The organism is Rhizobium sp. BK512, from assembly GCF_014194915.1.
Taxonomy (GTDB): domain Bacteria; phylum Pseudomonadota; class Alphaproteobacteria; order Rhizobiales; family Rhizobiaceae; genus Rhizobium.
In genome coordinates this window covers 46,646-69,416 of sequence record NZ_JACIAS010000004.1, presented here as the reverse complement: position 1 = coordinate 69,416, position 22,771 = coordinate 46,646, and the positions used below count along the sequence as shown (strand labels likewise).

The window sequence follows — 22,771 nt, the reverse complement described above, 5'->3', positions numbered from 1 at the left end:
TTCCCTGTCCGAAGGAACGGGAACGAATGACCGACAGCAACGACGACAAGACACTCAGCGTAGCGGGGAAGAAGACCCTCACCTTGAAACCATCAGGGATGAGCCAGGGTACCGTTCGCCAGGATATGGGTCGCGGTCGCACCAAGGCGGTCGTCGTGGAGACCCGCAAGCGGCGCCCGATGCGCCCTGAAGATGAAAAGCCGATAACGCCTGCTCCGGCAGCTCCGGTGCGTGCGCCCGAACCGGCGCCGGCGCCCGTGCAGGCACGCCCGCAGCAGCCGGCTCCGGCTCAGGCTCCGGCTCCGCGCCTTCAACAGCCCGGCGGCCAGAACAATCAGCGCCCACAGCAGGCCAGCCAGCGTCCGCAGCAATCCTACCAGCCGCAGCGCCAGCAGGATCGTCCACGTCCCGTGGTTCTGAACCATCTTTCGCCCGAGGAAATGGATGCCCGCCGCCGCGCGCTTGCCGATGCGCAGGCCCGTGACGCACAGGACGCCGTCCGTCGTGCCGAGGAGGAAAAGCGCCGTGCCGTCGAAGAGGCGGCACGTCAGGCTGCCGAAGCGGAAGAAGCCAAGCTGCGCGCTGCCGAAGAGGCTGCACGCCAGGCCGAGGCTGCGGCAGCAGCCCTGGCCGAACCACCCGCCGCTCCTGTAGCGGAAGCACGTGTTGAAACTCCGCGTCCGCAGCAGCCGGCACCGGCATCCGCGCCGGCCGCTCGCCGTACGGAAACCGCGCCGTCGCCCTCAACCGCCCGGCCGGCACCTGGTGCACCGGCTGGCGTCCGTGGTCGCCGTAGCGAAGGCGAAGAGGAAGATCGCGGTGCTTCGCGCGGCGGTCCGGTTCGCGGCCGCCCGGTTCGTCCGGAGCCTGCAAAGCCCGTGACAACCCGTCCGAAGAGTGAGGAAGACCGCCGCCGCGGCAAGCTGACCGTGACGACTGCAAACGTCGATGAGGACGGCAACGCACGCGGGCGTTCGCTTTCGGCCATGCGCCGCCGGCAAGAAAAATTCCGCCGCAGCCAGATGCAGGAAACGCGCGAGAAGATCACCCGCGAAGTCGTTCTGCCCGAAACCATCACCATTCAGGAACTGTCGCAGCGCATGTCTGAACGTGCCGTTGACGTCATCAAGTACCTGATGAAGGAAGGCCAGATGATGAAGCCGGGCGACGTCATCGACGCCGACCTCGCAGAACTCATTGCCGGTGAATTCGGCCATACGGTCAGACGCGTCTCTGAATCCGACGTCGAACTCGGTATCTTCAACGTGTCAGACGACCAGGGCGAGCTGGTTTCGCGCCCGCCTGTCGTCACCATCATGGGCCACGTCGACCACGGCAAGACCTCGCTGCTCGACGCCATCCGCCATGCCAACGTGGTCTCCGGCGAAGCCGGTGGCATCACGCAGCATATCGGCGCCTATCAGGTAGAGCAGAACGGCCAGAAGATCACCTTCATCGATACTCCCGGCCACGCGGCCTTCACGGCAATGCGTGCCCGCGGCGCGCAGGCTACTGATATCGCGATCCTGGTGGTCGCGGCGGACGATAGCGTGATGCCGCAGACGATTGAATCGATCAACCATGCCAAGGCGGCCGGTGTTCCGATCATCGTGGCGATCAACAAGGTCGACAAGCACGAAGCCGATCCGCAGAAGGTCCGTAACCAGCTTCTGCAGCATGAAGTCTTCGTGGAATCCATGGGCGGTGAAGTGCTCGACGTCGAAGTTTCGGCCAAGACGGGCAAGAACCTCGACAAGCTGCTCGAGGCGATCCTGCTGCAGGCTGAAATTCTCGACCTCAAGGCCAATCCGAACCGAACGGCGGAAGGCACGGTTATCGAAGCCCAGCTCGACCGCGGTCGCGGTGCGGTTGCGACGGTACTTGTCCAGAAGGGCACTCTGCGTCCGGGTCAGATCATCGTTGCCGGCGACGTCTGGGGCCGCGTACGCGCCCTGGTGACGGACAAGGGCGACCATGTGAAGGAAGCCAGCCCGGCGACCCCGGTCGAGGTTCTCGGTCTTTCCGGCACACCGCAGGCAGGCGACAAGTTTGCCGTCGTCGAGAGTGAAAGCCGCGCCCGCGAAATCTCGGAATATCGTCAGCGTCTTGCCCGCGACAAGGCGGCTGCCCGCCTGTCGGGACAGCGCGGTTCGCTGGAACAGATGATGACGCAGCTCCAGGCCACGGGCGTCAAGGAATTCCCGCTGGTGATCAAGGGCGACGTGCAAGGCTCGATCGAAGCCATTGCCGGCGCGCTGGAAAAGCTCGGCACCGACGAGGTTCGTGCCCGCATCGTTCATTCGGGCGCAGGGGGCATCACCGAATCCGACATCTCGCTTGCGGAAGCATCGAACGCTGCCATCATCGGCTTCAACGTTCGTGCGAACGCGCAGGCACGCCAGTTCGCCGAGCGCGAGGGGATCGAGATCCGCTACTACAACATCATCTACGACCTCGTGGATGACGTGAAGGCAGCGATGTCGGGTCTGCTTTCGCCGGAGCGTCGCGAGACCTTCATCGGCAATGCCGAGATCCTGGAAGTGTTCAACATTACCAAGGTCGGCAAGGTCGCGGGTTGCCGCGTCGTCGAAGGCAAGGTCGAGCGTGGTGCGGGCGTGCGCCTCATCCGCGACAACGTCGTCGTGCACGAAGGCAAGCTCAAGACCCTCAAGCGCTTCAAGGACGAAGTCTCCGAAGTGCCGATGGGCCAGGAGTGCGGCATGGCCTTCGAGAACTACGAAGACATGCGTAAGGGCGACGTCATCGAGTGCTTCCGCGTCGAGCACATCACGCGCACGCTCTGATCGGGCGACGATTGAAATCTTGAACGGGCGCCGGATGATCCAGTCCGGCGCCCGATCCATTTGGGATAAAGAACAATGGCAACAAGACCCACCACCTCGGCACCCTCGCAGCGCATGCTGCGCGTCGGCGAGCAGGTTCGCGCAGCGATCACCCAGGTGCTGCAGCGCGGCGACGTGCGCGACGACATTATCGAAGCGACCGTAATCTCGATTTCCGAAGTGCGGATGTCGCCCGACCTGAAGATCGCGACGGCCTATGTCACGCCGCTCGGCGTTTCCAACCACAGTGTCGTCATCGAGGCGCTGAACCGCAATGCGAAATTCATCCGCGGCCGGCTTGGACCGCAGCTGAGACAGATGAAGTACATGCCGGAGGTGCGCTTCCGCGATGATACCAGCTTCGACAATTACAAGAAGATCGACGACCTGCTGCGCTCACCCGAGGTGAGCCGCGATCTCGACAATGACGAAGAATAACAGAAGAGACTGATGTCCAAACCACGCAAACCCAAGGGCCGCCCGATTTCCGGCTGGCTGATCCTCGACAAGCCGGTGGACTTCGGCTCGACGGAAGCCGTTTCCAAGATCAAGTGGCTCTTCAAGGCGCAGAAATGCGGCCATGCCGGCACGCTCGATCCGCTCGCGTCCGGTATGCTGCCGATCGCGCTCGGCGACGCCACCAAGACCGTTCCCTATGTGATGGATGGCCGCAAGATCTACGAATTCACCGTCAGTTGGGGCGAAGAGCGGGCGACCGACGACCTCGAGGGTGACGTGACGCAGAATTCCGACAAGCGTCCGAGCGAGCAGCAGATCCGCGATATCCTGCCGAAATATATCGGTACGATCAGCCAGGTGCCGCCGCAGTTTTCCGCGATCAAAATCGCCGGCGAACGCGCCTACGATCTGGCGCGTGACGGCGAGGCCGTCGAGATCCCCTCGCGCGAGGTCGAGGTTCACCGCCTTACACTTCTCGCCTGCCCGGATGCCAATACCGCGCATTTCGAGGTGGAATGCGGCAAGGGCACGTATGTGCGTGCACTTGCCCGCGATTTCGGCCGCGAGCTCGGCTGCTACGGCCACATTTCAGGCCTGCGCCGTACCTTCGTAGCACCCTTCGCCGAAGAGACGATGGTGCCGCTTGAAAAGCTCACAGCGCTCGAAGAGATCGAGGACATGGATGAGCGTCTTGCCGCGCTCGATGCACTCTTGATTGACACCTGCGAGGCACTGTCGGCCCTGCCACACCTTATAATCAGCGATGATCAGGCGCACCGCCTGAAGATGGGCAATCCGATCCTGGTACGCGGCCGCGATGCGCCTGTGGCCGAAAGTGAAGCTTATGCGACGGCCCGCGGCAGGCTGATCGCGATCGGCGAAATCGGACAGGGGGAGTTCCGGCCGAAGCGCGTTTTCGCCTGACGGTTACAACCAGCGGCAATTGTCAGAAGACAGTGATGCGATATGTTTCCCGACGGGCCATGACGGCCCGTCGAAGGGGAAGAATATGCGCAAAATCGCTTTGGGAATGCTGACGTTCTTTTCGCTGTTTCTTACGGTTACGATCGCTCAATCTGACGATCGCTGAGCCAAACTTCCAGCCTTTCCTCCCATGCCGGAGCCGAAGGCGAGCGGCATGGCTGAAGTCAACGATATCAAGATGTATTACGCCGAATACGGCGAGGGCGACCCGATCCTGTTCATCCATGGAGGGCTCGGAAATGCAGATGTCTGGGGCCATCAGGTAGCCGATTTCGCGAAGGATCATCGCGTCATCGTTGCCGACAGCCGCGGACATGGGCGCTCGACACGCAGCCAGCAGCCCTTCGGCTACGATCTGATGACATCGGACTATGTTGCGCTTCTCGACCATCTGAAGATCGGCAAAGTAACCCTGGTCGGATGGTCGGACGGCGGCATCATCGGCATCGACATGGCGATGAAACATCCGGAGAAGCTTACGCGCGTCGTCGCCCAGGCGGCCAATGTGACGACCGACGGCGTCAAGTCCGACGTCATGAGCAACAAGACCTTCGCCGACTACATCAATGTCGCCGGCCAATATTACCAGAAGCTGTCGCCGACGCCGAAGGAATACGATGCCTTCGTCAAACAGATCTCGGAAATGTGGGCGACACAGCCTACCTGGACGGCTGCGGATCTCGGAAAGATCACCGTGCCGGTCACGCTCGCCATCGGCGACCATGACGAGGCTGTGAAGCTCGACCATACAGAAATGATGGCCAAGGAAATTCCGGGCGCAAAACTCGTCATCCTGAAGGATGCCAGCCATTTCGCCATGCTGCAGGATCCCGAGGGATATGATGCGATGATCCGGGACGCCATGGCGGGGCGCTGAAAAACCGCTGCGGGGATCCCTCTTTCCATTGCCGCATATTTGGTTTATAGGCAGCGCCAGCATTGGGGTATCCCCGATTGCATTCGCGGCCAAGGCTGGACGACATCCCGGCTTTTGGCGACTTTAACTCCTCTCATAGAAAGGATTGTCCGATGTCGATCACTGCTGAGCGCAAGGCTGCGCTGATCAAGGAATACGCGACCGTCGAAGGCGATACCGGTTCCCCGGAAGTCCAGGTTGCGATCCTCACCGAGCGCATCAACAACCTGACCGAACACTTCAAGGACCACAAGAAGGATAACCATTCCCGCCGTGGTCTGCTGACGCTCGTTTCCAGCCGCCGCTCGCTTCTTGACTACCTCAAGAAGAAGGACGAAGGCCGTTACACCAAGCTGATCACCGGCCTGGGTATCCGCCGCTAATGATTTTTCGGCGGGCGAAGCACTTCGCCCGCCGAATGTTTTTTCGGGAGCACCTCTCCCGGTGACATTTTCCAGGTGCGCGCTATCTGCGTGAATGGAAGACGGCAGGCCCGGATGGGCCGGTTCTGCCAGACCAACCGTTGACCTGTCATGGGGCAGGATTGCCGGATGCTTTCGGCCAGAGTTTCGCAAGAGCTTTGGCCCGATTTCCCAAGGGAAATCGTCCGCTCGAAGCTTCCCGTTGTCTTGCCCGTGATGCGTCACACTGATTGCGGTCGACTCTGCGCTGCTCCTGACGGAGAAGGCGCGCTGGCTGCATTGAAGGACAAGACATGTTCGATACACATAAAGTAGAAATCGAGTGGGCAGGCCGCCCGCTCAAGCTCGAGACCGGCAAGATCGCCCGTCAGGCTGACGGCGCCGTTCTCGCTACCTATGGCGAAACCGTCGTTCTCGCGACCGTCGTTTCCGCCAAGGCTCCGAAGCCTGGCCAGGACTTCTTCCCGCTGACGGTCAACTATCAGGAAAAGACCTACGCAGCCGGCAAGATCCCCGGCGGTTACTTCAAGCGCGAAGGTCGCCCGAGCGAAAACGAAACCCTCGTTTCCCGCCTGATCGACCGCCCGATCCGCCCGCTCTTCCCGGAAGGCTACAAGAACGACACGCAGGTCGTCGTCACCGTCATCCAGCACGACCTCGAAAACAATCCCGATATCCTGTCCATGGTCGCGACCTCGGCTGCCCTGACACTGTCGGGTGTTCCCTTCATGGGTCCGGTCGGCGCCGCACGCGTCGGCTACATCAATGGCGAATACGTTCTCAACCCGCATCTCGACGAGATGGATGAATCGAGCCTCGACCTCGTCGTTGCCGGCACATACGATGCCGTCCTGATGGTCGAATCTGAAGCCAAGGAGCTTCCGGAAGACGTCATGCTCGGCGCCGTCATGTTCGGCCACAAGGGCTTCCAGCCGGTTCTCGACGCGATCATCAAGCTCGCCGAAGTTGCCGCCAAGGAACCGCGTGACTTCCAGCCGGAAGACTATTCCGCTCTCGAAACCGAAATGCTCGGCCTTGCAGAAGGTGAACTTCGCGAAGCCTACAAGATCACCCAGAAGGCCGACCGCTACGCCGCCGTCGACGCCGTCAAGGCGAAGGTGAAGGCGCACTTCCTCCCCGAAGAGGGCGAAGCCCGCTACACGGCCGAAGAAGTCGGCGCGATCTTCAAGCACCTGCAGGCCAAGATCGTCCGCTGGAACATTCTCGACACTAAGAGCCGCATCGACGGTCGCGACCTCGAAACCGTTCGTCCGATCGTTTCGGAAGTAGGCCTTCTGCCGCGCACGCATGGTTCGGCGCTCTTCACCCGCGGTGAAACGCAGGCGATCGTGGTTGCCACCCTCGGCACCGGCGAAGACGAACAGTATGTCGATTCCCTGACGGGCATGTACAAGGAGCGCTTCCTGCTCCATTACAACTTCCCTCCCTACTCGGTTGGCGAAACCGGCCGCATGGGCTCTCCGGGCCGTCGTGAAATCGGTCACGGCAAGCTCGCATGGCGCGCAATTCGCCCGATGCTGCCGTCCGCCGAACAGTTCCCCTACACGCTGCGCGTCGTCTCCGAGATCACCGAGTCCAACGGCTCGTCCTCGATGGCCACCGTCTGCGGCACCTCGCTCGCTCTGATGGATGCAGGTGTACCGCTTGCCAAGCCGGTCGCCGGTATCGCCATGGGTCTGATCCTTGAAGGCGATCGCTTCGCCGTCCTCTCCGACATTCTCGGTGACGAAGACCACCTCGGCGACATGGACTTCAAGGTCGCAGGTACTGCCGACGGCATTACCTCGCTGCAGATGGACATCAAGATCGCCGGTATCACCGAAGAGATCATGAAGGTCGCTCTTGGCCAGGCCCAGGGTGGTCGCGCCCACATTCTCGGCGAAATGGCGAAGGCCATCACCGAAAGCCGTGGCCAGCTCGGCGAATTCGCTCCGCGCATCGAAGTCATGAACATTCCGGTCGACAAGATCCGCGAAGTCATCGGCTCCGGCGGCAAGGTCATCCGCGAAATCGTCGAAAAGACCGGCGCCAAGATCAACATCGAGGACGACGGCACCGTCAAGATCGCCTCCTCCTCGGGCAAGGAAATCGAAGCCGCCCGCAAGTGGATCCACTCGATCGTCGCCGAGCCGGAAATTGGCCAGATCTACGAAGGCACGGTCGTCAAGACCGCTGACTTCGGCGCCTTCGTCAACTTCTTCGGCGCCCGTGACGGCCTCGTCCATATCTCGCAGCTTGCTTCCGAGCGTGTCGCGAAGACGCAGGACGTCGTCAAGGAAGGCGACAAGGTCTGGGTCAAGCTGCTCGGCTTCGACGAGCGCGGCAAGGTTCGCCTCTCCATGAAGGTTGTCGACCAGGCCACCGGCCAGGAAATCCCGGCGGCCGAAAAGGGCGACAAGAAGAAGGACGAAGCAGCCGAATAAGCTGCGTCTTCCACGCTGATATCCGGGCGCGGAATTGTTTCCGCGCCCTTTTTGTATTCGACCTTCGCACAGTTACGAACGGCTGTGCATTTTCCCTGGAGTTGCTCCAGATGACGGGACCAGACCATGAGCCGCGAGACGCTGAAGACCCTCTTCCATCCCTTTGCCAGCGAAACCGTCACGCCACCAGGCGAAGGCCAGCGTGTGCTCTTCCTCGGTGCCGAGGCGGGCTTTGCGCTTCCTGAGGGCTTTGCCGGCGCTCTGGATGCCGTACAGGGCTTCAAGCCGCTCTACAGGCAGCTCTTGGCCCAGCGCATCGAGGCGAAGCCAGAGATCGAAGGCGAAGACTATGATGCCGGCCTGGTGCTCTGCACCAAGCACAAGGGTGAGAACGAGGCCAATATCGCCGCTGCCCTTTCGCGTGTGAAGGCCGGCGGCCTGATCGTCATTGCCGGCGGCAAGGAAGACGGCATCCAGCCGCTGCGCAAGCGGATGGAAGGCTTCGGCCTCGATATCGAACACATGCCGAAATATCATGGCGTCGCCTTCTGGTTCGGCCGGCCGGCCGATGTCAGCGAGATCGTTTCGAAGTTCGGCAAGTCGCCGGTGCGGGTCGAAGGCCGCTTCATCGCCTCGCCCGGCATGTTCTCGCATGACAGGCTCGACGCCGGTTCACAGCTCCTCGCCTCGCGCCTTCCGACCGATTTCACCGGTGACGTGGCCGATTTCGGCGCCGGCTGGGGCTACCTCTCCGTCGAACTGGCAGAGAAATCCCCCAACCTGGCCCGCCTTGACCTCTACGAGGCCAACTACGAGGCTCTGGAGGCTGCGAAGGCCAATCTGGCGGAGAACTGCCCGGACGCGCCTGTGCGCTTCTTCTGGCACGATCTGGCGGGCGAGCAGGTGCGCGACAAGTACGATCTCGTCATCATGAACCCGCCCTTCCATGAGGGCCACGCTGCCGAACCTTCGCTCGGCCAGGCGATGATCAAGACCGCAGCCTCTTCGCTACGCGGCGGCGGTCGGCTGATGCTGGTCGCCAATCGCGGCCTGCCCTATGAGCCGGTTCTGGCGGAGCACTTCAAGGATAGCGGCGAAACCTGCCGCAACGCTCGCTTCAAGGTGCTGTGGGCCGGGAAATAGGCGAACAATAAAATCAACGGGCAATAAAAAAGGCGGCCATTGGCCGCCTTTTCTTTTGAAGTGTTCGTCGCTTATTCGACGTCTGCGTTGCGCAACGTTTCCAGCGCCGGCATCGACGTAATGTTAAAGCCGGCATCGACGAAGTGGATTTCGCCGGTCACGCCGGTTGAAAGATCCGACAGCAGGTAGAGCGCGGAGCTGCCGACCTGGTCGATCGTCACGGTCTTGCGCAGCGGCGCATTTCGCTGGTTCCACGAGAGGATCGCGCGGGCATCCGAAATACCCGCGCCGGCAAGCGTGCGGATCGGGCCGGCCGAGATCGCGTTGACGCGAATGCCGCGCGGGCCGTAGTCGGCCGCCAGATAGCGCACGGAAGCTTCCAGAGCGGCCTTCGCGACACCCATGACATTGTAGTTCGGGATGACGCGCGTGGAGCCGTTATAGGTCAGCGTCAGCATGGTGCCGCCGTCTTCCATCAGCGGCGCGCAGCGCTTGGCAATTTCCGTGAAGGAGAAACAGGAGATGACCATGGTGCGGCTGAAGTTTTCACGCGTCGTATCCGCGTAAAGGCCCTTCAACTCGTTCTTGTCCGAAAAGCCGATGGCATGGACGATGAAATCGAGCTTGCCCCAGCGCTCCTTGATCGCGTCGATGACCGTATCGACCGAAGCGATATCCTCGACATCGCAGGGGAGCAGGAAGTCGGAGCCGACTTCTGCCGCCAGCGGCTTGACGCGCTTGCCGAGTGCATCGCCCTGGAAGGTGAAAGCCAGCTCTGCGCCCTGTGCAGCGAGCGCCTTCGAAATCCCCCAGGCGATCGAGTGGTTGTTTGCGACGCCCATGATGAGGCCGCGCTTACCCTGCATGATTCCCGTCATGTTATTGTCCGTTATAGCGCTGGAATACGAGCGTGGCGTTGGTGCCGCCGAAGCCGAAGGAATTGGAGAGAGCAATGTCGATCTTGGCATTGTCGATACGCTTGCGGACGATCGGCACGCCTTCGAATTCCGGATCGAGTTCCTTGATATGCGCGCTTTCGCCAATGAAGCCTTCCTGCATCATCAGCAGGGAATAGATCGATTCCTGCACGCCGGCGGCACCGAGCGAATGGCCCGTCAAGGACTTGGTGGACTGGATATGCGGCATCTTTTCGCCGAAGACTTCGCGAATGGCGCCGATTTCCTTGCTGTCGCCAACCGGTGTCGACGTGCCATGCGTGTTGATGTAGTCGACATCGCCCTTCACGGTCGCCAGCGCCTGGCGCATGCAGCGAATAGCACCCTCGCCCGAGGGGGCGACCATGTCATAGCCATCGGAGGTTGCCCCGTAGCCGATGATTTCGGCATAGATCTTGGCGCCGCGCGCCTTAGCATGTTCCAGTTCCTCGAGGACCAACACACCAGCACCGCCGGCGATGACGAAGCCGTCACGGCTGACGTCGTAGGCGCGGGAAGCGGTATCGGGCGTATCGTTATACTTGGAGGACATGGCGCCCATGGCATCGAAGAGGTTCGACATGGTCCAGTCGAGGTCTTCGTGGCCGCCGGCAAACATCATGTCCTGCTTGCCCCACTGGATCATTTCCACTGCATTTCCGATGCAGTGCGCGGATGTGGAGCAGGCAGACGAAATCGAATAGTTGACACCGTGAATCTTGAACCAGGTGGCGAGCGTTGCCGATGCAGTGGACGACATGGCCTTGGGCACGGCGAAGGGGCCGATGCGCTTCGGGCTGTTGTTCTTGACGGTGATCTCGGCGGCTTCGATGAGCGTGCGCGTGGACGGGCCGCCCGAGCCCATGATGATGCCGACGCGTTCGTTTTCGCTGTAATCCTTGTCTTCGAGGCCGGAATCGGCGATCGCCTGCTTCATGGCGACGTGGTTCCAAGCGCCCCCCTGCGAAAGGAAGCGCATCGCGCGGCGATCCACCAGTTCGGCGAGCTTGTCTGCGCCGAGCTTGGGGCTGCCCCAGACCTGGCACTTGAAGCCGTGTTCGGCGAAATCGCTGGAGAAGGAAATACCGGACTTTGCCTGGCGCAGGGATTCGGTGACTTCGGCCGCGTCGTTTCCGATCGAAGACACGACACCTAGACCCGTGACAACTACCCGTCTCATCTGATCAAACCCTTGTTGTTTTCGTGAGCCGCTCGAAATGCGGTTTTCAGGCCGTCTTATCTTTCGAGAGACCGACGCGAAGATCGGTCGCCTGATAAATGGTTTCGCCGTCCGCCTTCAGCCAGCCGTCAGCGGTGCCGAGCACCAGACGGCCACGCATGACGCGCTTGAAGTCGATGCCGTATTCAATCAGCTTCGTGTGCGGGCGAACCATGCCCTTGAACTTCACTTCGCCGGTCGAGAGCGCCATGCCGCGGCCCTGTTCACCGAGCCAACCCAGATAGAAACCGGTCAACTGCCACATGCCGTCAAGGCCGAGGCAGCCCGGCATGATGGGGTTGCCTTCGAAATGGCAGGGGAAATACCAGTCGTCGGGACGAACATCGTATTCGGCCCGTAGATAGCCCTTGTCGAAGGCGCCGCCGGTCTCGGAAATGTCCGTGATGCGATGAACCATGAGCATGGGTGGCAACGGCAGCTGCGCATTGCCAGGCCCGAACAGTTCACCATGTGCGCAGGCGATAAGTTCTTCGTAGGAGTAGCTGGACTGTCTGGTCGTCATAAATCTCTGTTTCCCCCCGCGTTCTTGGCGATGGATGTGTGTCTTTAGTCCAAGTTCCTCAGAAAATGAAGCGCAAGCATGGCAGCTTCATTTTTTGGTCCTGGACCGGGCATAAGCCACTATTTGGTGGTCGCATACAGGAAGGCCAAGGCCGCGACCAGAGCTATTTGCGTCAAAAGCCCGTTTTTGCGGCCTTTCGAAGGCTCTTGTCCCCATTGAACTATTGAAAGGCTTTTGCGCAAAAGTTATATCGCTTGAACAAACATGATTGCTTTTCGCCAGAATAACCGGAGTTGGTGTTAATGACGGGTCAGACCCCGATCGCCATTGAGGTCAGGCTGCGCAGCGCAGGCCTGCGTCCCACCCGCCAGCGCGTTGCGCTTGGCGATCTCCTGTTTGCCAAGGGCGACCGGCATTTGACCGTCGAGGAACTGCACGAGGAGGCGGTTGCCGCCGGTGTGCCGGTATCGCTTGCGACCGTTTACAATACGCTGCACCAGTTCACCGAAGCCGGCATGATCCGCGTTCTCGCCGTCGAGAGCGCCAAGACCTATTTCGACACCAATGTCTCCGACCACCATCACTTTTTTGTCGAAGGCGAAAACGAGGTGCTCGATATTCCGATCAGCAATCTGACCATCGACAATCTGCCGCAGCCACCCGAAGGCATGGAAATTTCCCATGTCGACGTGGTGATCCGCCTGCGCCAGAAGCAGGGCTGATCTTACATCACATCGTCAGGATGCCGGCCCGGCATGTGTTTGTAGGTCGGGAATGTCCAGCCGAACCACAAAGCTCCAGCGCGCACTGCGAAGGCCGCCGCGACACCGCAGGCCGATGCGACATAGAGTTCGGCGCCAAGCGCATTGACGCCGGTAAAGACGCCCGATCCGACCAGCGCCGCCGTCACGTAGATTTCGGGCCGCAACAGCACCGAAGGCTCGTTTGCCAGAAGATCGCGCAGAATGCCGCCGAAGGTCGCCGTCAGGGCGCCAGTGACGATGGCAATCGTCGGCGAACCGGTAGCGGCTAGTCCCTTTGCGGCGCCAAGCACGCAATAGGCGGCAAGACCGACCGCATCAAGCCAGATCAGCAGGCGATAGCGCGATTCCAGCAGATGGGCGGTAAAGAAGACGACGACTCCCACAATACAGCAGATGACGATGTAGAACGGATTCAACACCCAGAAGACCGGTACGCGGCCGAGAATGATATCGCGCACAGTGCCACCGCCTGTTCCCGTCACGATCGCAAAGAACAGGAAGCCGATCAGGTCCAACTGCTTTCGCGAGGCAGCGAGCGCGCCCGTCGCGGCAAACAGGGCGATGCCGGCATAATCGAGATAGACGAGCAATGACATCGAGGCCTCCAGACCGGCAGAACGGGGCACACTGAATCATTGCGGCAAGGGCGGCGCAAGGCGGCGCATGGAGAATGGGAGGCCAGAGAAGCCTTTATCCATAAGAGGAAAGCCGTGAAGACGCTGCTGCCCGTACTCCTGAACGTCATTTTGCTGCTGGTGATGCCAGTCGCAGCCGTCGCACAGCAATCGCTGATCTCCGACCCGGAGATCTACGAAAAGAAGCATTTCCAGGAGCAATGCACGGAAGCATCCTTCGGTGACGGCTTCCTTATTCGTCAGGATATCAACAATGACGGGCTGATAGACGCCGTCGTCAACGAGGGTCAACTTACCTGCGACGGCCAGAAGGGTCCGCAATGCAACGAAGACGGCTGCACCTATAATTTTTATCTTCAGGTGGCTGAAGGCGGCTACTTCATGATCGCCACCGCGCAGATCTACGGCTACGACTTCGTCCAGCGTTTCGGCAACATGGTGCTCGCCATGAAGATGAACCCGCGCTTCTGCGACCGCACCGGCGACGATCCTTGCATCGTCACCACCCGCGTGCGGGGTACGAAATTCGTCACCATCTCCAAGAAATAGGTTTCCGCGCGGAAAAGGCGCCGGGGTTGGCCGACGAAGTGGCGACCTAGGAAGCCGTACCTTTAGCGAAGCGCGGCGGCCCGCTCAACTTCGCAACGTTCAGGCTCGCCTGCTGTGCACCTGATGCGTTTGGGAAGCGATCTTCTGATTGAACCGACGCTGTAGCGGGCGGGGAATAAACAGACCTACAATCGCCAGCGCCATCGCGAAAATGGAGACCAGCCACAGCGCCGGCGCGCCCACAAGACGCGTCATAAGGGCTCCGCTGATGGCTCCGAGCACCATGCCGCCCAACGGCACGATCTGGATAACCCAGTCGAGGCGCCGGTCGCCGATAATCCAGCGGCCAATGCCGCGACCGAAGCGCGACAGCGCACCGGTCACATAGGTCAGGCCGATCGGCAGCCCTTCTATATGCTCGACCGCCGCATTCACCATGCCCATTGCGAGAACGATCATATAGAACCGCGCCATCAGCAGATCCTGCAGCGTCATCATCGAGGCCAGCGCCAGCATGAGGCTGACACAGCAGAGCACGACGAAAATGCGCCGTTCGGCCCGGTGCGCGACGACGATGCCGGCGGCATTGCCGAGCACGAAGACGATGATGGCCGACATAAGCACGGCAGCATGCCTGACATCGCCGCTGCTCAGCGCCAGTGCTGCGCGCGTCGTATTGCCCGTCATGAAGGATACGAAGTCGCCGGTCAGAAGCAGGCCGGTCGCATCCGTCATGCCAGCCAGAAAGGAAATCGAGCCGACCAGCGCCAGTCCGGTCGCGGTCCTGCGGGTTCTGATGATGCGGCGACGTCTTGCTCGTGTCATGGTCCGGGTCCGGGAGGCGCCGAATCGGCCGGCCTCAACGACGGATATGAAAACCCGTTTCCAGCTGTTGGCAAACCGGCAACTGAACAATCCTGACAGATGTCAGTTATGCTGACCTAAAATGCCTGTTGACGTGCATCCGGGAAGATTTGGTGGAGCTAAGCGGGATCGAACCGCTGACCTCTTGCATGCCATGCAAGCGCTCTCCCAGCTGAGCTATAGCCCCATCAAGATGGTCCGGTCTGGCCGGTCCTGGGATACTCCGGAGGGCGTTTCCTCTGGAGTGGCGGCTTCTTACTTGCGGTTTTCGCAGATGGCAAGCCTAAAAAATCCGGCCCGGAATATTTTTGTCGTCCGGGCCGGTATTCGTTCGATCAGACTTCGTCTTCGTCGCCGGTGACGCCGATGATGTCGCTCATGTCGTCATCTTCGTCATCTTCGTCGGCTTCGAGGAAGGTATCGTCGTCATCGCCTTCGATTTCGACATCGTCATCGCCCATATCGGGGATGTCGTCGCCGCCGGAATTGTCATCGGCGTCCTCGAGCGAAACCAGTTCGACTTCGGTGTTTTCGGTATCGACCTCGGCAACCTCGTCCTCATCCTGAACTTCGGCGACTGCCGAGGTTTCTTCGAAGAAGGACAGGGGGTAAGATTTACCGGTATAAGGAGAAACGATCGGGTCCCGGTTCAGATCGTAGAACTTCTTGCCGGTTTCCGGATCGGTGCGCTTGGTTCCAAGTTCCGCTTTCGCCACTATAAGCCTCGTGAGAATGGCCGAATGCAAGATTCGGCAAATGCCGTCAAACCGGCGTTCTATTCGGAATTTATAAGCCGGTCCCCTTAATCGGTACGGCTTCCCGTGTCAAAGCTAAACTTCACGGGGGGCCTCAGGCTTTCGCCCAGCCTGCCGGATGACCGCTCGGCAAGTTTGTGCTAACCAACCGCGATTGCCGCAAGGCCGACCGGAAAGACATACCGGCACCAAGCCGTGAGTGGCGCGAATATATCGCCTTTGCAAGGGATTAACCCATGTCGCAGGGTTCCGCATCGAAGCCGGCCATCGCCCGCAAATCCTCCGGGCTTTCCGGAACCATCCGTATTCCCGGCGACAGATCGATCTCGCATCGCGCACTGATACTCGGCGGACTGGCATCGGGCGAAACGCGTATTGCCGGGCTCCTCGAAGGCGAAGATGTGCTCAATATTGCGAAGGTGATGCAGGCCATGGGTGCCGTGATCCGCAAGGAGGGCGACACGTGGATCATCAACGGGACAGGCAACGGCGCATTGCTTGCGCCGGAGATTCCGCTCGATTTTGGCAGTTCCGGCACTGCCGTACGCCTGATCATGGGCCTTGCCGGCGCGTATGATTTCGACACCGTCTTTACCGGCGACGCCTCGCTTTCCCGGCAGCCGATGGGCCGCGTGCTTGATCCGTTACGCCGCATGGGTGTTCAGGTGAAGTCAGTTGAGGGCGATCGCCTGCCGGTTATGCTGCGTGGGCCGGAAACGCCATCCCCGATCCACCACACCCTGCCCCTCGCCTCCGCGCAGGCGAAGTCGGCGATACTGCTGGCCGGCCTCAACGTTCCGGGTGTGACGACGGTTATCGAACCGGCGATCACGCGTGACCATACGGAAAAGATGTTGGCCGGCTTCGGCGCAGAACTGTCCGCTGAGACCGACAAGGAGGGCACGCGGACGGTTCGACTGCAGGGACGCGGCAGGCTGATCGGACAGAAGATCGATGTACCGGGCGACCCCTCCTCCGCCGCTCTCCCGCTGGTGGCGGCTTTGCTGGTGCCAGGCTCCGACATCGTCATTTCCAATGTACTGATGAACCCGACGCGGGCAGCACTGATCCTGACACTGCGGGAGATGCGTGCGGATATTGAGATCCTCAATCCGCGGGTTTCGGGCGGCGAGGATGTGGCGGATTTGCGGGTGCGTCATTCCGAACTGACCGGAACCACCGTTCCAGCAGAGCGGACGCCATCGATGATGGACGACTATCCTGTTCTTGCTATCGCCGCCGGCTTCGCCAAGGGCCGGACGGTCATGAATGGGCTGCAGGAACTGCGGATCAACGAGCCGGAGCGGCTCTCAATCATTGCGGAAGGGCTTAAGCTCAACGGCGTCGATTGCGAGGAAGGCCTGGACTGGCTTGCGGTCACCGGCCGGCCGGACGGAAAGGGGCTCGGGAATGCAGGCCTTGTGCCGGTCTCCACGCATCTCGACCATCGCGTCGCCATGAGTTTCCTTGTCATGGGATTGGCTTCGGAGCATCCTGTCAGTATCGATGACAGCAGCATGATTGCGGCCCGCTTTCCGCAGTTCATGGATCTGATGAAAAGCCTCGGGGCAGAGATCGAACGGGCCTGACATGTACCAGCCACCGCATTTTCGCGAGGATGATCTCAATGTGCAGCATGCGCTTATCCGCGCACATCCGCTTGGCCTGCTGATCACGGCGGGCGCCTCCGGTCTGATTGCCAATTCGGTGCCATTCCATCTTGATGCCGAGGCTTCCGGCAAAGGAACCTTGCGGCTGCATCTGGCGCGCGCGAACGGTCAGTGGCGCGATATCGCCGCCGGTACACCCATACTTGCCGTCTTCCAGGGTTCCGATTCCTATATCACGCCGTCCTGGTACCAGACCAAGGCCGAGACCGGCAAAGTGGTTCCGACCTGGAACTATGCGGTCGTGCAGGCGCGCGGGCCTGCACGGGTAATCGAAGATGCCGCCTGGCTCTTGGCGCAAATCAGCGCGCTCACCGGTCAGCAGGAGGGCCTGCGTGAAAAGCCGTGGGCCGTCAGCGATGCACCTGACGATTTCATCCGTGCGCAACTGAAAGGCATCGTCGGCATCGAAATCGAAATCGCCGAGATCGACGGTAAATGGAAAGTCAGCCAGAATCGGCCGGTTGCCGACCGCGAAGGTGTTGCCAAGGGCCTCACCGAAGTGGCAGAGCAGGCCGAAATGCAGGAACTGGTGCGCCGCTATGGCGGCCTTGGCACGGAATGACGTCATGACGGACAGTTTCATCATCGCCATCGACGGTCCGGCCGCGGCGGGCAAGGGCACGCTTTCGCGAGGGATCGCCGAGCAATACGGCTTCCATCACCTCGATACAGGTCTGACCTACAGGGCGACGGCCAAGGCGCTCATCGATGCCGGACTGCCACTTGATGACGAGACTGTCGCCGAAAAGATGGCACGTGAGGTTGAACTCGCCGGACTGGATCGCGATATATTGTCGAGACACGAGATCGGTGAGGCCGCATCGAAAATTGCTGTCATGCCGGCAGTGCGCCGGGCGCTGGTCGAGGCGCAAAGGCGGTTTTCTAAGAAGGTGCCAGGAACGGTTCTCGACGGGCGCGATATCGGCACCGTCGTCTGCCCTGCGGCACCTGTGAAACTCTATGTGACGGCATCGCCGGAAGTGCGCGCAAGACGCCGCTACGACGAGATCATCGGCAAGGGTGGCACAGCAGATTTCGACGCAATCTTCGAGGACGTCAAACGACGCGACGATCGCGACATGAACAGGGCGGACAGCCCGATGAAGCCGGCCGTCGATGCGCACTTGCTTGACACGTCGGAAATGAGTATAGAGGCCGCGTTTCAAGCTGCTCAGTCGATTATCGACGCCGCCTTGAGCCGAAATGCCTAAATCAAGCGGTTTCCGTGTTCGTGCGCGGGACGCTCATGCGAAAGCAAGCCTGAAATTCCGTCCAAGCGCCGGATTGCCTTCTTGAAAGAGGGCGGACTGGGTTCAGGCCCATTCAACTCGAACCAACCGGCGCATACGTGAGCCTTGACGCTATCGAAGGCCACGCAGGAGATTTTATGTCAGTAGCAACTCCCTCTCGCGAGGATTTCGCGGCCCTTCTCGAAGAGTCCTTTGCCAAGAACGATCTGGCCGAAGGCTATGTAACCAAGGGTATCGTCACGGGCATCGAAAAGGATGTCGCCGTTGTTGACGTCGGCCTGAAGGTCGAAGGCCGCATCGCGCTCAAGGAATTCGGCGCCCGCGCCAAGGACGGCCAGCTCAAGGTTGGCGATGAAGTCGAAGTCTACGTCGAGCGTATCGAAAACGCGCTCGGTGAAGCCGTTCTGTCGCGCGAGAAGGCTCGCCGCGAAGAAAGCTGGGTCAAGCTCGAAGCCAAGTTCGAAGCTGGCGAGCGTGTCGAAGGCGTTATCTTCAACCAGGTCAAGGGCGGCTTCACGGTCGATCTCGACGGTGCGATCGCCTTCCTGCCGCGTTCTCAGGTCGATATCCGCCCGATCCGCGACGTTACCCCGCTGATGCACAACCCGCAGCCCTTCGAAATCCTCAAGATGGACAAGCGCCGCGGCAACATCGTGGTTTCGCGCCGTACGGTTCTGGAAGAATCCCGTGCCGAACAGCGTTCTGAGATCGTTCAGAACCTCGAAGAAGGCCAGGTTGTTGACGGCGTCGTCAAGAACATCACCGATTACGGTGCGTTCGTTGACCTCGGCGGCATCGACGGCCTGCTGCACGTCACCGACATGGCATGGCGCCGTGTGAACCATCCGTCGGAAATCCTGAACATCGGCCAGCAGGTCAAGGTTCAGATCATCCGCATCAACCAGGAAACCCACCGCATCTCGCTCGGCATGAAGCAGCTCGAGTCCGATCCGTGGGATGGCATCCAGGCCAAGTATCCGGAAGGCAAGAAGATTTCCGGTACCGTCACGAACATCACCGACTACGGTGCGTTCGTCGAGCTGGAGCCGGGCATCGAAGGCCTGATCCACATCTCGGAAATGTCCTGGACCAAGAAGAACGTTCACCCCGGCAAGATCCTGTCCACGAGCCAGGAAGTCGAAGTCGTCGTTCTCGAAGTCGATCCGTCCAAGCGCCGTATTTCGCTCGGCCTCAAGCAGACGCTGGAAAACCCGTGGGCAGCATTCGCCCGCAGCCATCCGGCCGGCACTGAGGTTGAAGGCGAAGTCAAGAACAAGACCGAATTCGGCCTGTTCATCGGCCTCGACGGCGATGTTGACGGCATGGTTCACCTCTCTGACCTCGACTGGAACCGTCCGGGCGAACAGGTCATCGAGGAGTTCAACAAGGGCGACGTCGTCAAGGCTGTCGTTCTCGACGTCGACGTCGAAAAGGAACGCATCTCGCTCGGCATCAAGCAGCTCGGCAAGGATGCAGTTGGCGAAGCCGCTGCTTCCGGCGACCTGCGCAAGAACGCTGTCGTTTCGTGCGAAGTCATCGCTGTCAACGACGGTGGTATCGAAGTGAAGCTCGTCAACCACGAGGACATCACTTCCTTCATCCGTCGCGCCGACCTCGCTCGCGATCGCGACGAGCAGCGTCCGGAACGCTTCTCGGTCGGCCAGACCGTTGATGCCCGCGTTACCAACTTCTCCAAGAAGGACCGCAAGATCATGCTGTCCATCAAGGCTCTGGAAATCGCGGAAGAGAAGGAAGCCGTTGCTCAGTTCGGTTCGTCCGACTCCGGCGCTTCGCTCGGCGACATTCTCGGCGCGGCTCTGAAGAACCGCGGCGGCGAATAATCCTTCGCTGATCCATTGAAATGAAGAACCCGCCGGAGCAATCCGGCGGGTTCTTTCGTTTTGGGAGGTTTCTAAAATTCCTTGCTCCCACGCAAAATCGTCAGGCGCTTTGCTGGAATTGCTCCGGATTACTCCCAGCCGACCATGCGCTGGTAAAGGGCATAGACCGGGTCAGCGACGGTTGCCGGTGCAGTCGACGGATCGGGATCGAACATCTTAGGCTGGCGCCGCTCCTCACGCGGGGCTTCCCCCTCCCCGGCCTGCTGCTCTTCACCGCCCTGACCGGATTGCGCCTGCTGCTGTTGCTGCTGATCCTGAGAGCCGCCATTTTCATGTTGCCGATGAGGCGGCTCATCGGCCTTGGTTGCCTTATATTCGTCGCGAGCGAACTGGTAGGGCGTCTGGGCGTAGGGCAGACCGTCCGGCATACGTGCCGCGAGCGGTATGTATGAGGGTGTCTCGACTACCGGGAGAGGAATCGGCTGCGGCTGAGCGGCAACCTCCCTGGCAGGACGCGTCGTCTGCGCGGCTGCAGGGATCTCCGCCTGGGACGAGCGAGAAACTTGGTTGGGCTGGGCCGATACAGGCTCGACCACGTCTTCCGGGGTTGTGCGAACCAGGCTCTCTTTCGCCTCACTGATGACGGCCTCGTCCAGCATGGCATCGATTTCGACGGCGGCTTCGACCGGTGTATCCGCCAACAGGGCAGTTGCCTCCTGCTCGCGGATGATCGTTGCGATCATCTGTGAAACCCGCTCGGTCATGGAATTGGCGATGCCGGTCCAGTTGCGCGGGATAACCGGGTCAGCCCTGGCGGAGATTGTCTGCTGCTCGGCAGCGGGTCCAGCCTGTTCCGGTTCGACCACTTCCCCATCCACGAATGCGGCCAGGGCCTCTTCTGTCTCTGCCTGCGCGGCTGCCTGCGGTGAAGCTTCATGCGCTGCTGTCGCGGACTGACTGCCGGTCTGCCGGTCCTCGACAGTCAGATCCGTTGTCACGACAGCGGCTGCCTCGGCCGGAGCGATTTCTTCGGCAGGAGGCATTGTTGCAGTTTCAGCCGGCTTTGCTGCGGACGGACGTGCAGCGGGAAGGTTTTCTTCCTGAAGCCTGATTTCCGGCCGCTGCTCGATCCGCGGCGGTGCGGCATCGTTCTGGCGATAGGAGCGGACCACGGCACGGGCTGCGAGATCCCTGTCCTTGTAGTTGATCATCTCGACATAGGTGATGACACGCGTCGCCTCCGGCCCGGTGGGGTCCCTGAGGGCAGCGGCGATCATTTTCAGCGGCAGGCTATGTCCGTCATCGGAAAGCTGGCGCTCGACCGCGTCGATCTGGGCATCGGGCATGCGACGGATGGCATCGGCGACACGGGTGGCAAAAGCCTGATCGGATTCGCCTTCACCGCGTTGCAGCGCGATGGTGCGCCCTGTTGCATTGATGATGTCGAGAAGTGCTTCAATCATGCGCTGGCGCGCGGCGATGAGCAGAATATTAAGCTTGCCGGCAATCGCGGCATTCAGATCGGCCGCTTCAACTGCATTTACCGGGGTGGGGGCGACCACCGAACGGCCGAGGCCACCGGCAACGATTGCCGCCGTCTGACCCTGAGAAGAAAGGCTTGCATTGGACGCTGAACGAATGGGAGACAACACAGGCACGCTCCTTTCGCAAAGTGGCTATGAAAGCAGGTCGTACAACGAGACCGCGCTCATCCGGCCCCGTGCATCCCGGCAGATCCTCCTGTCCGCATCGGCGCGTTTTGCACCGTCGAATGCATAAAAATTGAAGAGAATGTTACTGAAAATATCTTAACGAACGGCTAACGGCCGCAGACGCCAGTCTACGGCCGTGCGCGCATGTCCGATAAGAGGCCGATGTCAGCTATGGGCGAAGATGTCTGCCTCTTCCCAGCCGAGAAGATCGAGCTTGGCGCGCGTCGGCAGGAATTCGAAGCAGGCCGTCGCGTGCTCGAGGCGGCCGTCGCGAATCAGGCGCTCGTTCAGCTTGTCGCGCAGCGCATGCAGATAGAGGACATCAGAGGCGGCATATTCGAGCTGCGCCTGCGAGAGCGTTTCGGCAGCCCAATCGGAGGATTGCTGTGTCTTGGAGATATCGACGTCGAGCATCTCCTTGAGATTGTCCTTCAGGCCGTGGCGATCCGTGTAGGTGCGGATGAGGCGCGAAGCGATCTTCGTACAGAAGACCGGCGTAGTGGTGACGCCGAACGTGTGGAAGAGCACGGCGATATCGAAACGGCCATAATGAAAGATCTTCTGGCGCGACGGATCGGCAAGCAGCGCGACGAGGTTCGGCGCTTCCTTCTGACCGGCCGCTATGCGGATCACATCGGCAGAACCGTCGCCCGGCGAAAGCTGTACGACGCAGAGGCGGTCCCGGCGCGGCACGAGGCCCAGCGTCTCCGTATCGATCGCGATCGCACCGGTGTAACGGGCGGCGTCCGCCGCGGAAATATCGCCCTGGTGATAACGGATGATGGCCGCCATGGGATGTCTCTCGTTCAGCTTCGTCTTTCCGGGCTATATCGCAAAGGCGGA

At 60.7% G+C, this 22,771-nt stretch carries 20 protein-coding genes, 1 tRNA gene and 1 pseudogene; 13 read left to right on the top strand and 9 right to left on the bottom strand.

Translation table 11 applies throughout. The annotated features are described in order from the left end of the window. Window positions 1–26 precede the first annotated feature (26 nt). From infB to FHX06_RS15510, 7 genes and pseudogenes are all read left to right on the top strand, one after another. Complete coding sequence (infB, locus tag FHX06_RS15540) at window positions 27–2,804, top strand: translation initiation factor IF-2 (protein ID WP_113016181.1); 2,778 nt, start codon at window positions 27–29, stop codon at window positions 2,802–2,804. A gap of 75 nt (window positions 2,805–2,879) precedes the next feature. After that, complete coding sequence (rbfA, locus tag FHX06_RS15535; protein WP_183879979.1) at window positions 2,880–3,281, top strand: 30S ribosome-binding factor RbfA; 402 nt, start codon at window positions 2,880–2,882, stop codon at window positions 3,279–3,281. A gap of 12 nt (window positions 3,282–3,293) precedes the next feature. Next, window positions 3,294–4,226 (top strand): tRNA pseudouridine(55) synthase TruB, encoded by a 933-nt coding sequence (gene truB, locus FHX06_RS15530; RefSeq protein WP_112970195.1) that lies wholly within the window; start codon window positions 3,294–3,296, stop codon window positions 4,224–4,226. Between the two features lie 85 nt (window positions 4,227–4,311). Next, window positions 4,312–5,163: pseudogene (locus FHX06_RS15525) on the top strand (alpha/beta fold hydrolase). A 152-nt stretch (window positions 5,164–5,315) separates the two neighbouring features. Next, a complete protein-coding gene (gene rpsO / locus FHX06_RS15520) occupies window positions 5,316–5,585 on the top strand; it encodes a 30S ribosomal protein S15 (RefSeq protein WP_112542854.1) in 270 nt (89 codons plus the stop codon). Between the two features lie 332 nt (window positions 5,586–5,917). Beyond that, entirely contained in the window at window positions 5,918–8,068 is a 2,151-nt protein-coding gene (pnp, locus tag FHX06_RS15515; protein ID WP_112970197.1) for a polyribonucleotide nucleotidyltransferase, read from the top strand. A gap of 126 nt (window positions 8,069–8,194) precedes the next feature. Beyond that, window positions 8,195–9,211 (top strand): class I SAM-dependent methyltransferase, encoded by a 1,017-nt coding sequence (locus FHX06_RS15510; protein ID WP_183879977.1) that lies wholly within the window; start codon window positions 8,195–8,197, stop codon window positions 9,209–9,211. Window positions 9,212–9,282: 71 nt separating this feature from the next. Here FHX06_RS15510 and fabI read toward each other — a convergent pair whose 3' ends face one another. The 3 genes from fabI to fabA are packed head-to-tail and all read right to left on the bottom strand — an operon-like array spanning window position 9,283 to window position 11,888. Beyond that, complete coding sequence (gene fabI / locus FHX06_RS15505; RefSeq protein ID WP_183879975.1) at window positions 9,283–10,089, bottom strand: enoyl-ACP reductase FabI; 807 nt, start codon at window positions 10,087–10,089, stop codon at window positions 9,283–9,285. Between the two features lies 1 nt (window position 10,090). Continuing rightward, the gene (gene fabB, locus FHX06_RS15500) at window positions 10,091–11,326 is read right to left on the bottom strand and encodes a beta-ketoacyl-ACP synthase I (RefSeq protein WP_113207247.1); all 1,236 of its coding nucleotides are present in this window, start codon (window positions 11,324–11,326) and stop codon (window positions 10,091–10,093) included. A 46-nt stretch (window positions 11,327–11,372) separates the two neighbouring features. Further along, window positions 11,373–11,888: a 3-hydroxyacyl-[acyl-carrier-protein] dehydratase FabA gene (gene fabA, locus FHX06_RS15495; RefSeq protein ID WP_007814145.1), complete on the bottom strand. Its 516-nt coding sequence runs from the start codon at window positions 11,886–11,888 to the stop codon at window positions 11,373–11,375. A 302-nt stretch (window positions 11,889–12,190) separates the two neighbouring features. Here fabA and irrA point away from each other — a divergent pair, with 302 nt between their 5' ends. Continuing rightward, window positions 12,191–12,610: an iron response transcriptional regulator IrrA gene (gene irrA / locus FHX06_RS15490; protein ID WP_018114608.1), complete on the top strand. Its 420-nt coding sequence runs from the start codon at window positions 12,191–12,193 to the stop codon at window positions 12,608–12,610. A gap of 2 nt (window positions 12,611–12,612) precedes the next feature. On the opposite strand, the gene FHX06_RS15485 is transcribed toward irrA, so the two are convergent. Then, window positions 12,613–13,248, bottom strand: a complete 636-nt coding sequence (locus FHX06_RS15485; RefSeq protein WP_112542860.1) for a trimeric intracellular cation channel family protein — start codon at window positions 13,246–13,248, stop codon at window positions 12,613–12,615. Between the two features lie 114 nt (window positions 13,249–13,362). Here FHX06_RS15485 and FHX06_RS15480 point away from each other — a divergent pair, with 114 nt between their 5' ends. Continuing rightward, window positions 13,363–13,836: a hypothetical protein gene (locus FHX06_RS15480; RefSeq protein WP_183879973.1), complete on the top strand. Its 474-nt coding sequence runs from the start codon at window positions 13,363–13,365 to the stop codon at window positions 13,834–13,836. Window positions 13,837–13,935: 99 nt separating this feature from the next. Here the strand turns inward: FHX06_RS15480 and FHX06_RS15475 are convergent, their stop codons facing one another. The 3 genes from FHX06_RS15475 to FHX06_RS15465 all read right to left on the bottom strand — a co-directional run bounded on the left by FHX06_RS15475 (window position 13,936) and on the right by FHX06_RS15465 (window position 15,416). Further along, window positions 13,936–14,661 (bottom strand): YoaK family protein, encoded by a 726-nt coding sequence (locus FHX06_RS15475; protein WP_049800884.1) that lies wholly within the window; start codon window positions 14,659–14,661, stop codon window positions 13,936–13,938. Between the two features lie 150 nt (window positions 14,662–14,811). Next, window positions 14,812–14,887, bottom strand: a tRNA-Ala gene (locus tag FHX06_RS15470). A gap of 148 nt (window positions 14,888–15,035) precedes the next feature. Further along, a complete protein-coding gene (locus FHX06_RS15465; protein ID WP_112542861.1) occupies window positions 15,036–15,416 on the bottom strand; it encodes a TIGR02300 family protein in 381 nt (126 codons plus the stop codon). A 275-nt stretch (window positions 15,417–15,691) separates the two neighbouring features. On the opposite strand from FHX06_RS15465, the gene aroA reads away from it, so the two are divergent. The 4 genes from aroA to rpsA all read left to right on the top strand — a co-directional run bounded on the left by aroA (window position 15,692) and on the right by rpsA (window position 20,216). Further along, window positions 15,692–17,044, top strand: coding sequence for a 3-phosphoshikimate 1-carboxyvinyltransferase (gene aroA, locus FHX06_RS15460; RefSeq protein WP_183879971.1), 1,353 nt, complete (start codon window positions 15,692–15,694; stop codon window positions 17,042–17,044). A gap of 1 nt (window position 17,045) precedes the next feature. Then, window positions 17,046–17,687: an FMN-binding negative transcriptional regulator gene (locus FHX06_RS15455; RefSeq protein ID WP_183879969.1), complete on the top strand. Its 642-nt coding sequence runs from the start codon at window positions 17,046–17,048 to the stop codon at window positions 17,685–17,687. 4 nt (window positions 17,688–17,691) lie between these two features. After that, window positions 17,692–18,336 (top strand): (d)CMP kinase, encoded by a 645-nt coding sequence (gene cmk / locus FHX06_RS15450; RefSeq protein ID WP_246715571.1) that lies wholly within the window; start codon window positions 17,692–17,694, stop codon window positions 18,334–18,336. A 176-nt stretch (window positions 18,337–18,512) separates the two neighbouring features. Continuing rightward, window positions 18,513–20,216, top strand: coding sequence for a 30S ribosomal protein S1 (gene rpsA / locus FHX06_RS15445; RefSeq protein ID WP_112542865.1), 1,704 nt, complete (start codon window positions 18,513–18,515; stop codon window positions 20,214–20,216). Between the two features lie 128 nt (window positions 20,217–20,344). On the opposite strand, the gene FHX06_RS15440 is transcribed toward rpsA, so the two are convergent. Next, window positions 20,345–21,868, bottom strand: coding sequence for a hypothetical protein (locus FHX06_RS15440; protein WP_183879967.1), 1,524 nt, complete (start codon window positions 21,866–21,868; stop codon window positions 20,345–20,347). A gap of 225 nt (window positions 21,869–22,093) precedes the next feature. Then, window positions 22,094–22,720 carry a ribonuclease D gene (locus tag FHX06_RS15435; RefSeq protein WP_113207241.1) on the bottom strand — a complete coding sequence of 209 codons (627 nt, stop codon included), beginning with the start codon at window positions 22,718–22,720 and terminating at the stop codon, window positions 22,094–22,096. Window positions 22,721–22,771 lie beyond the last annotated feature (51 nt).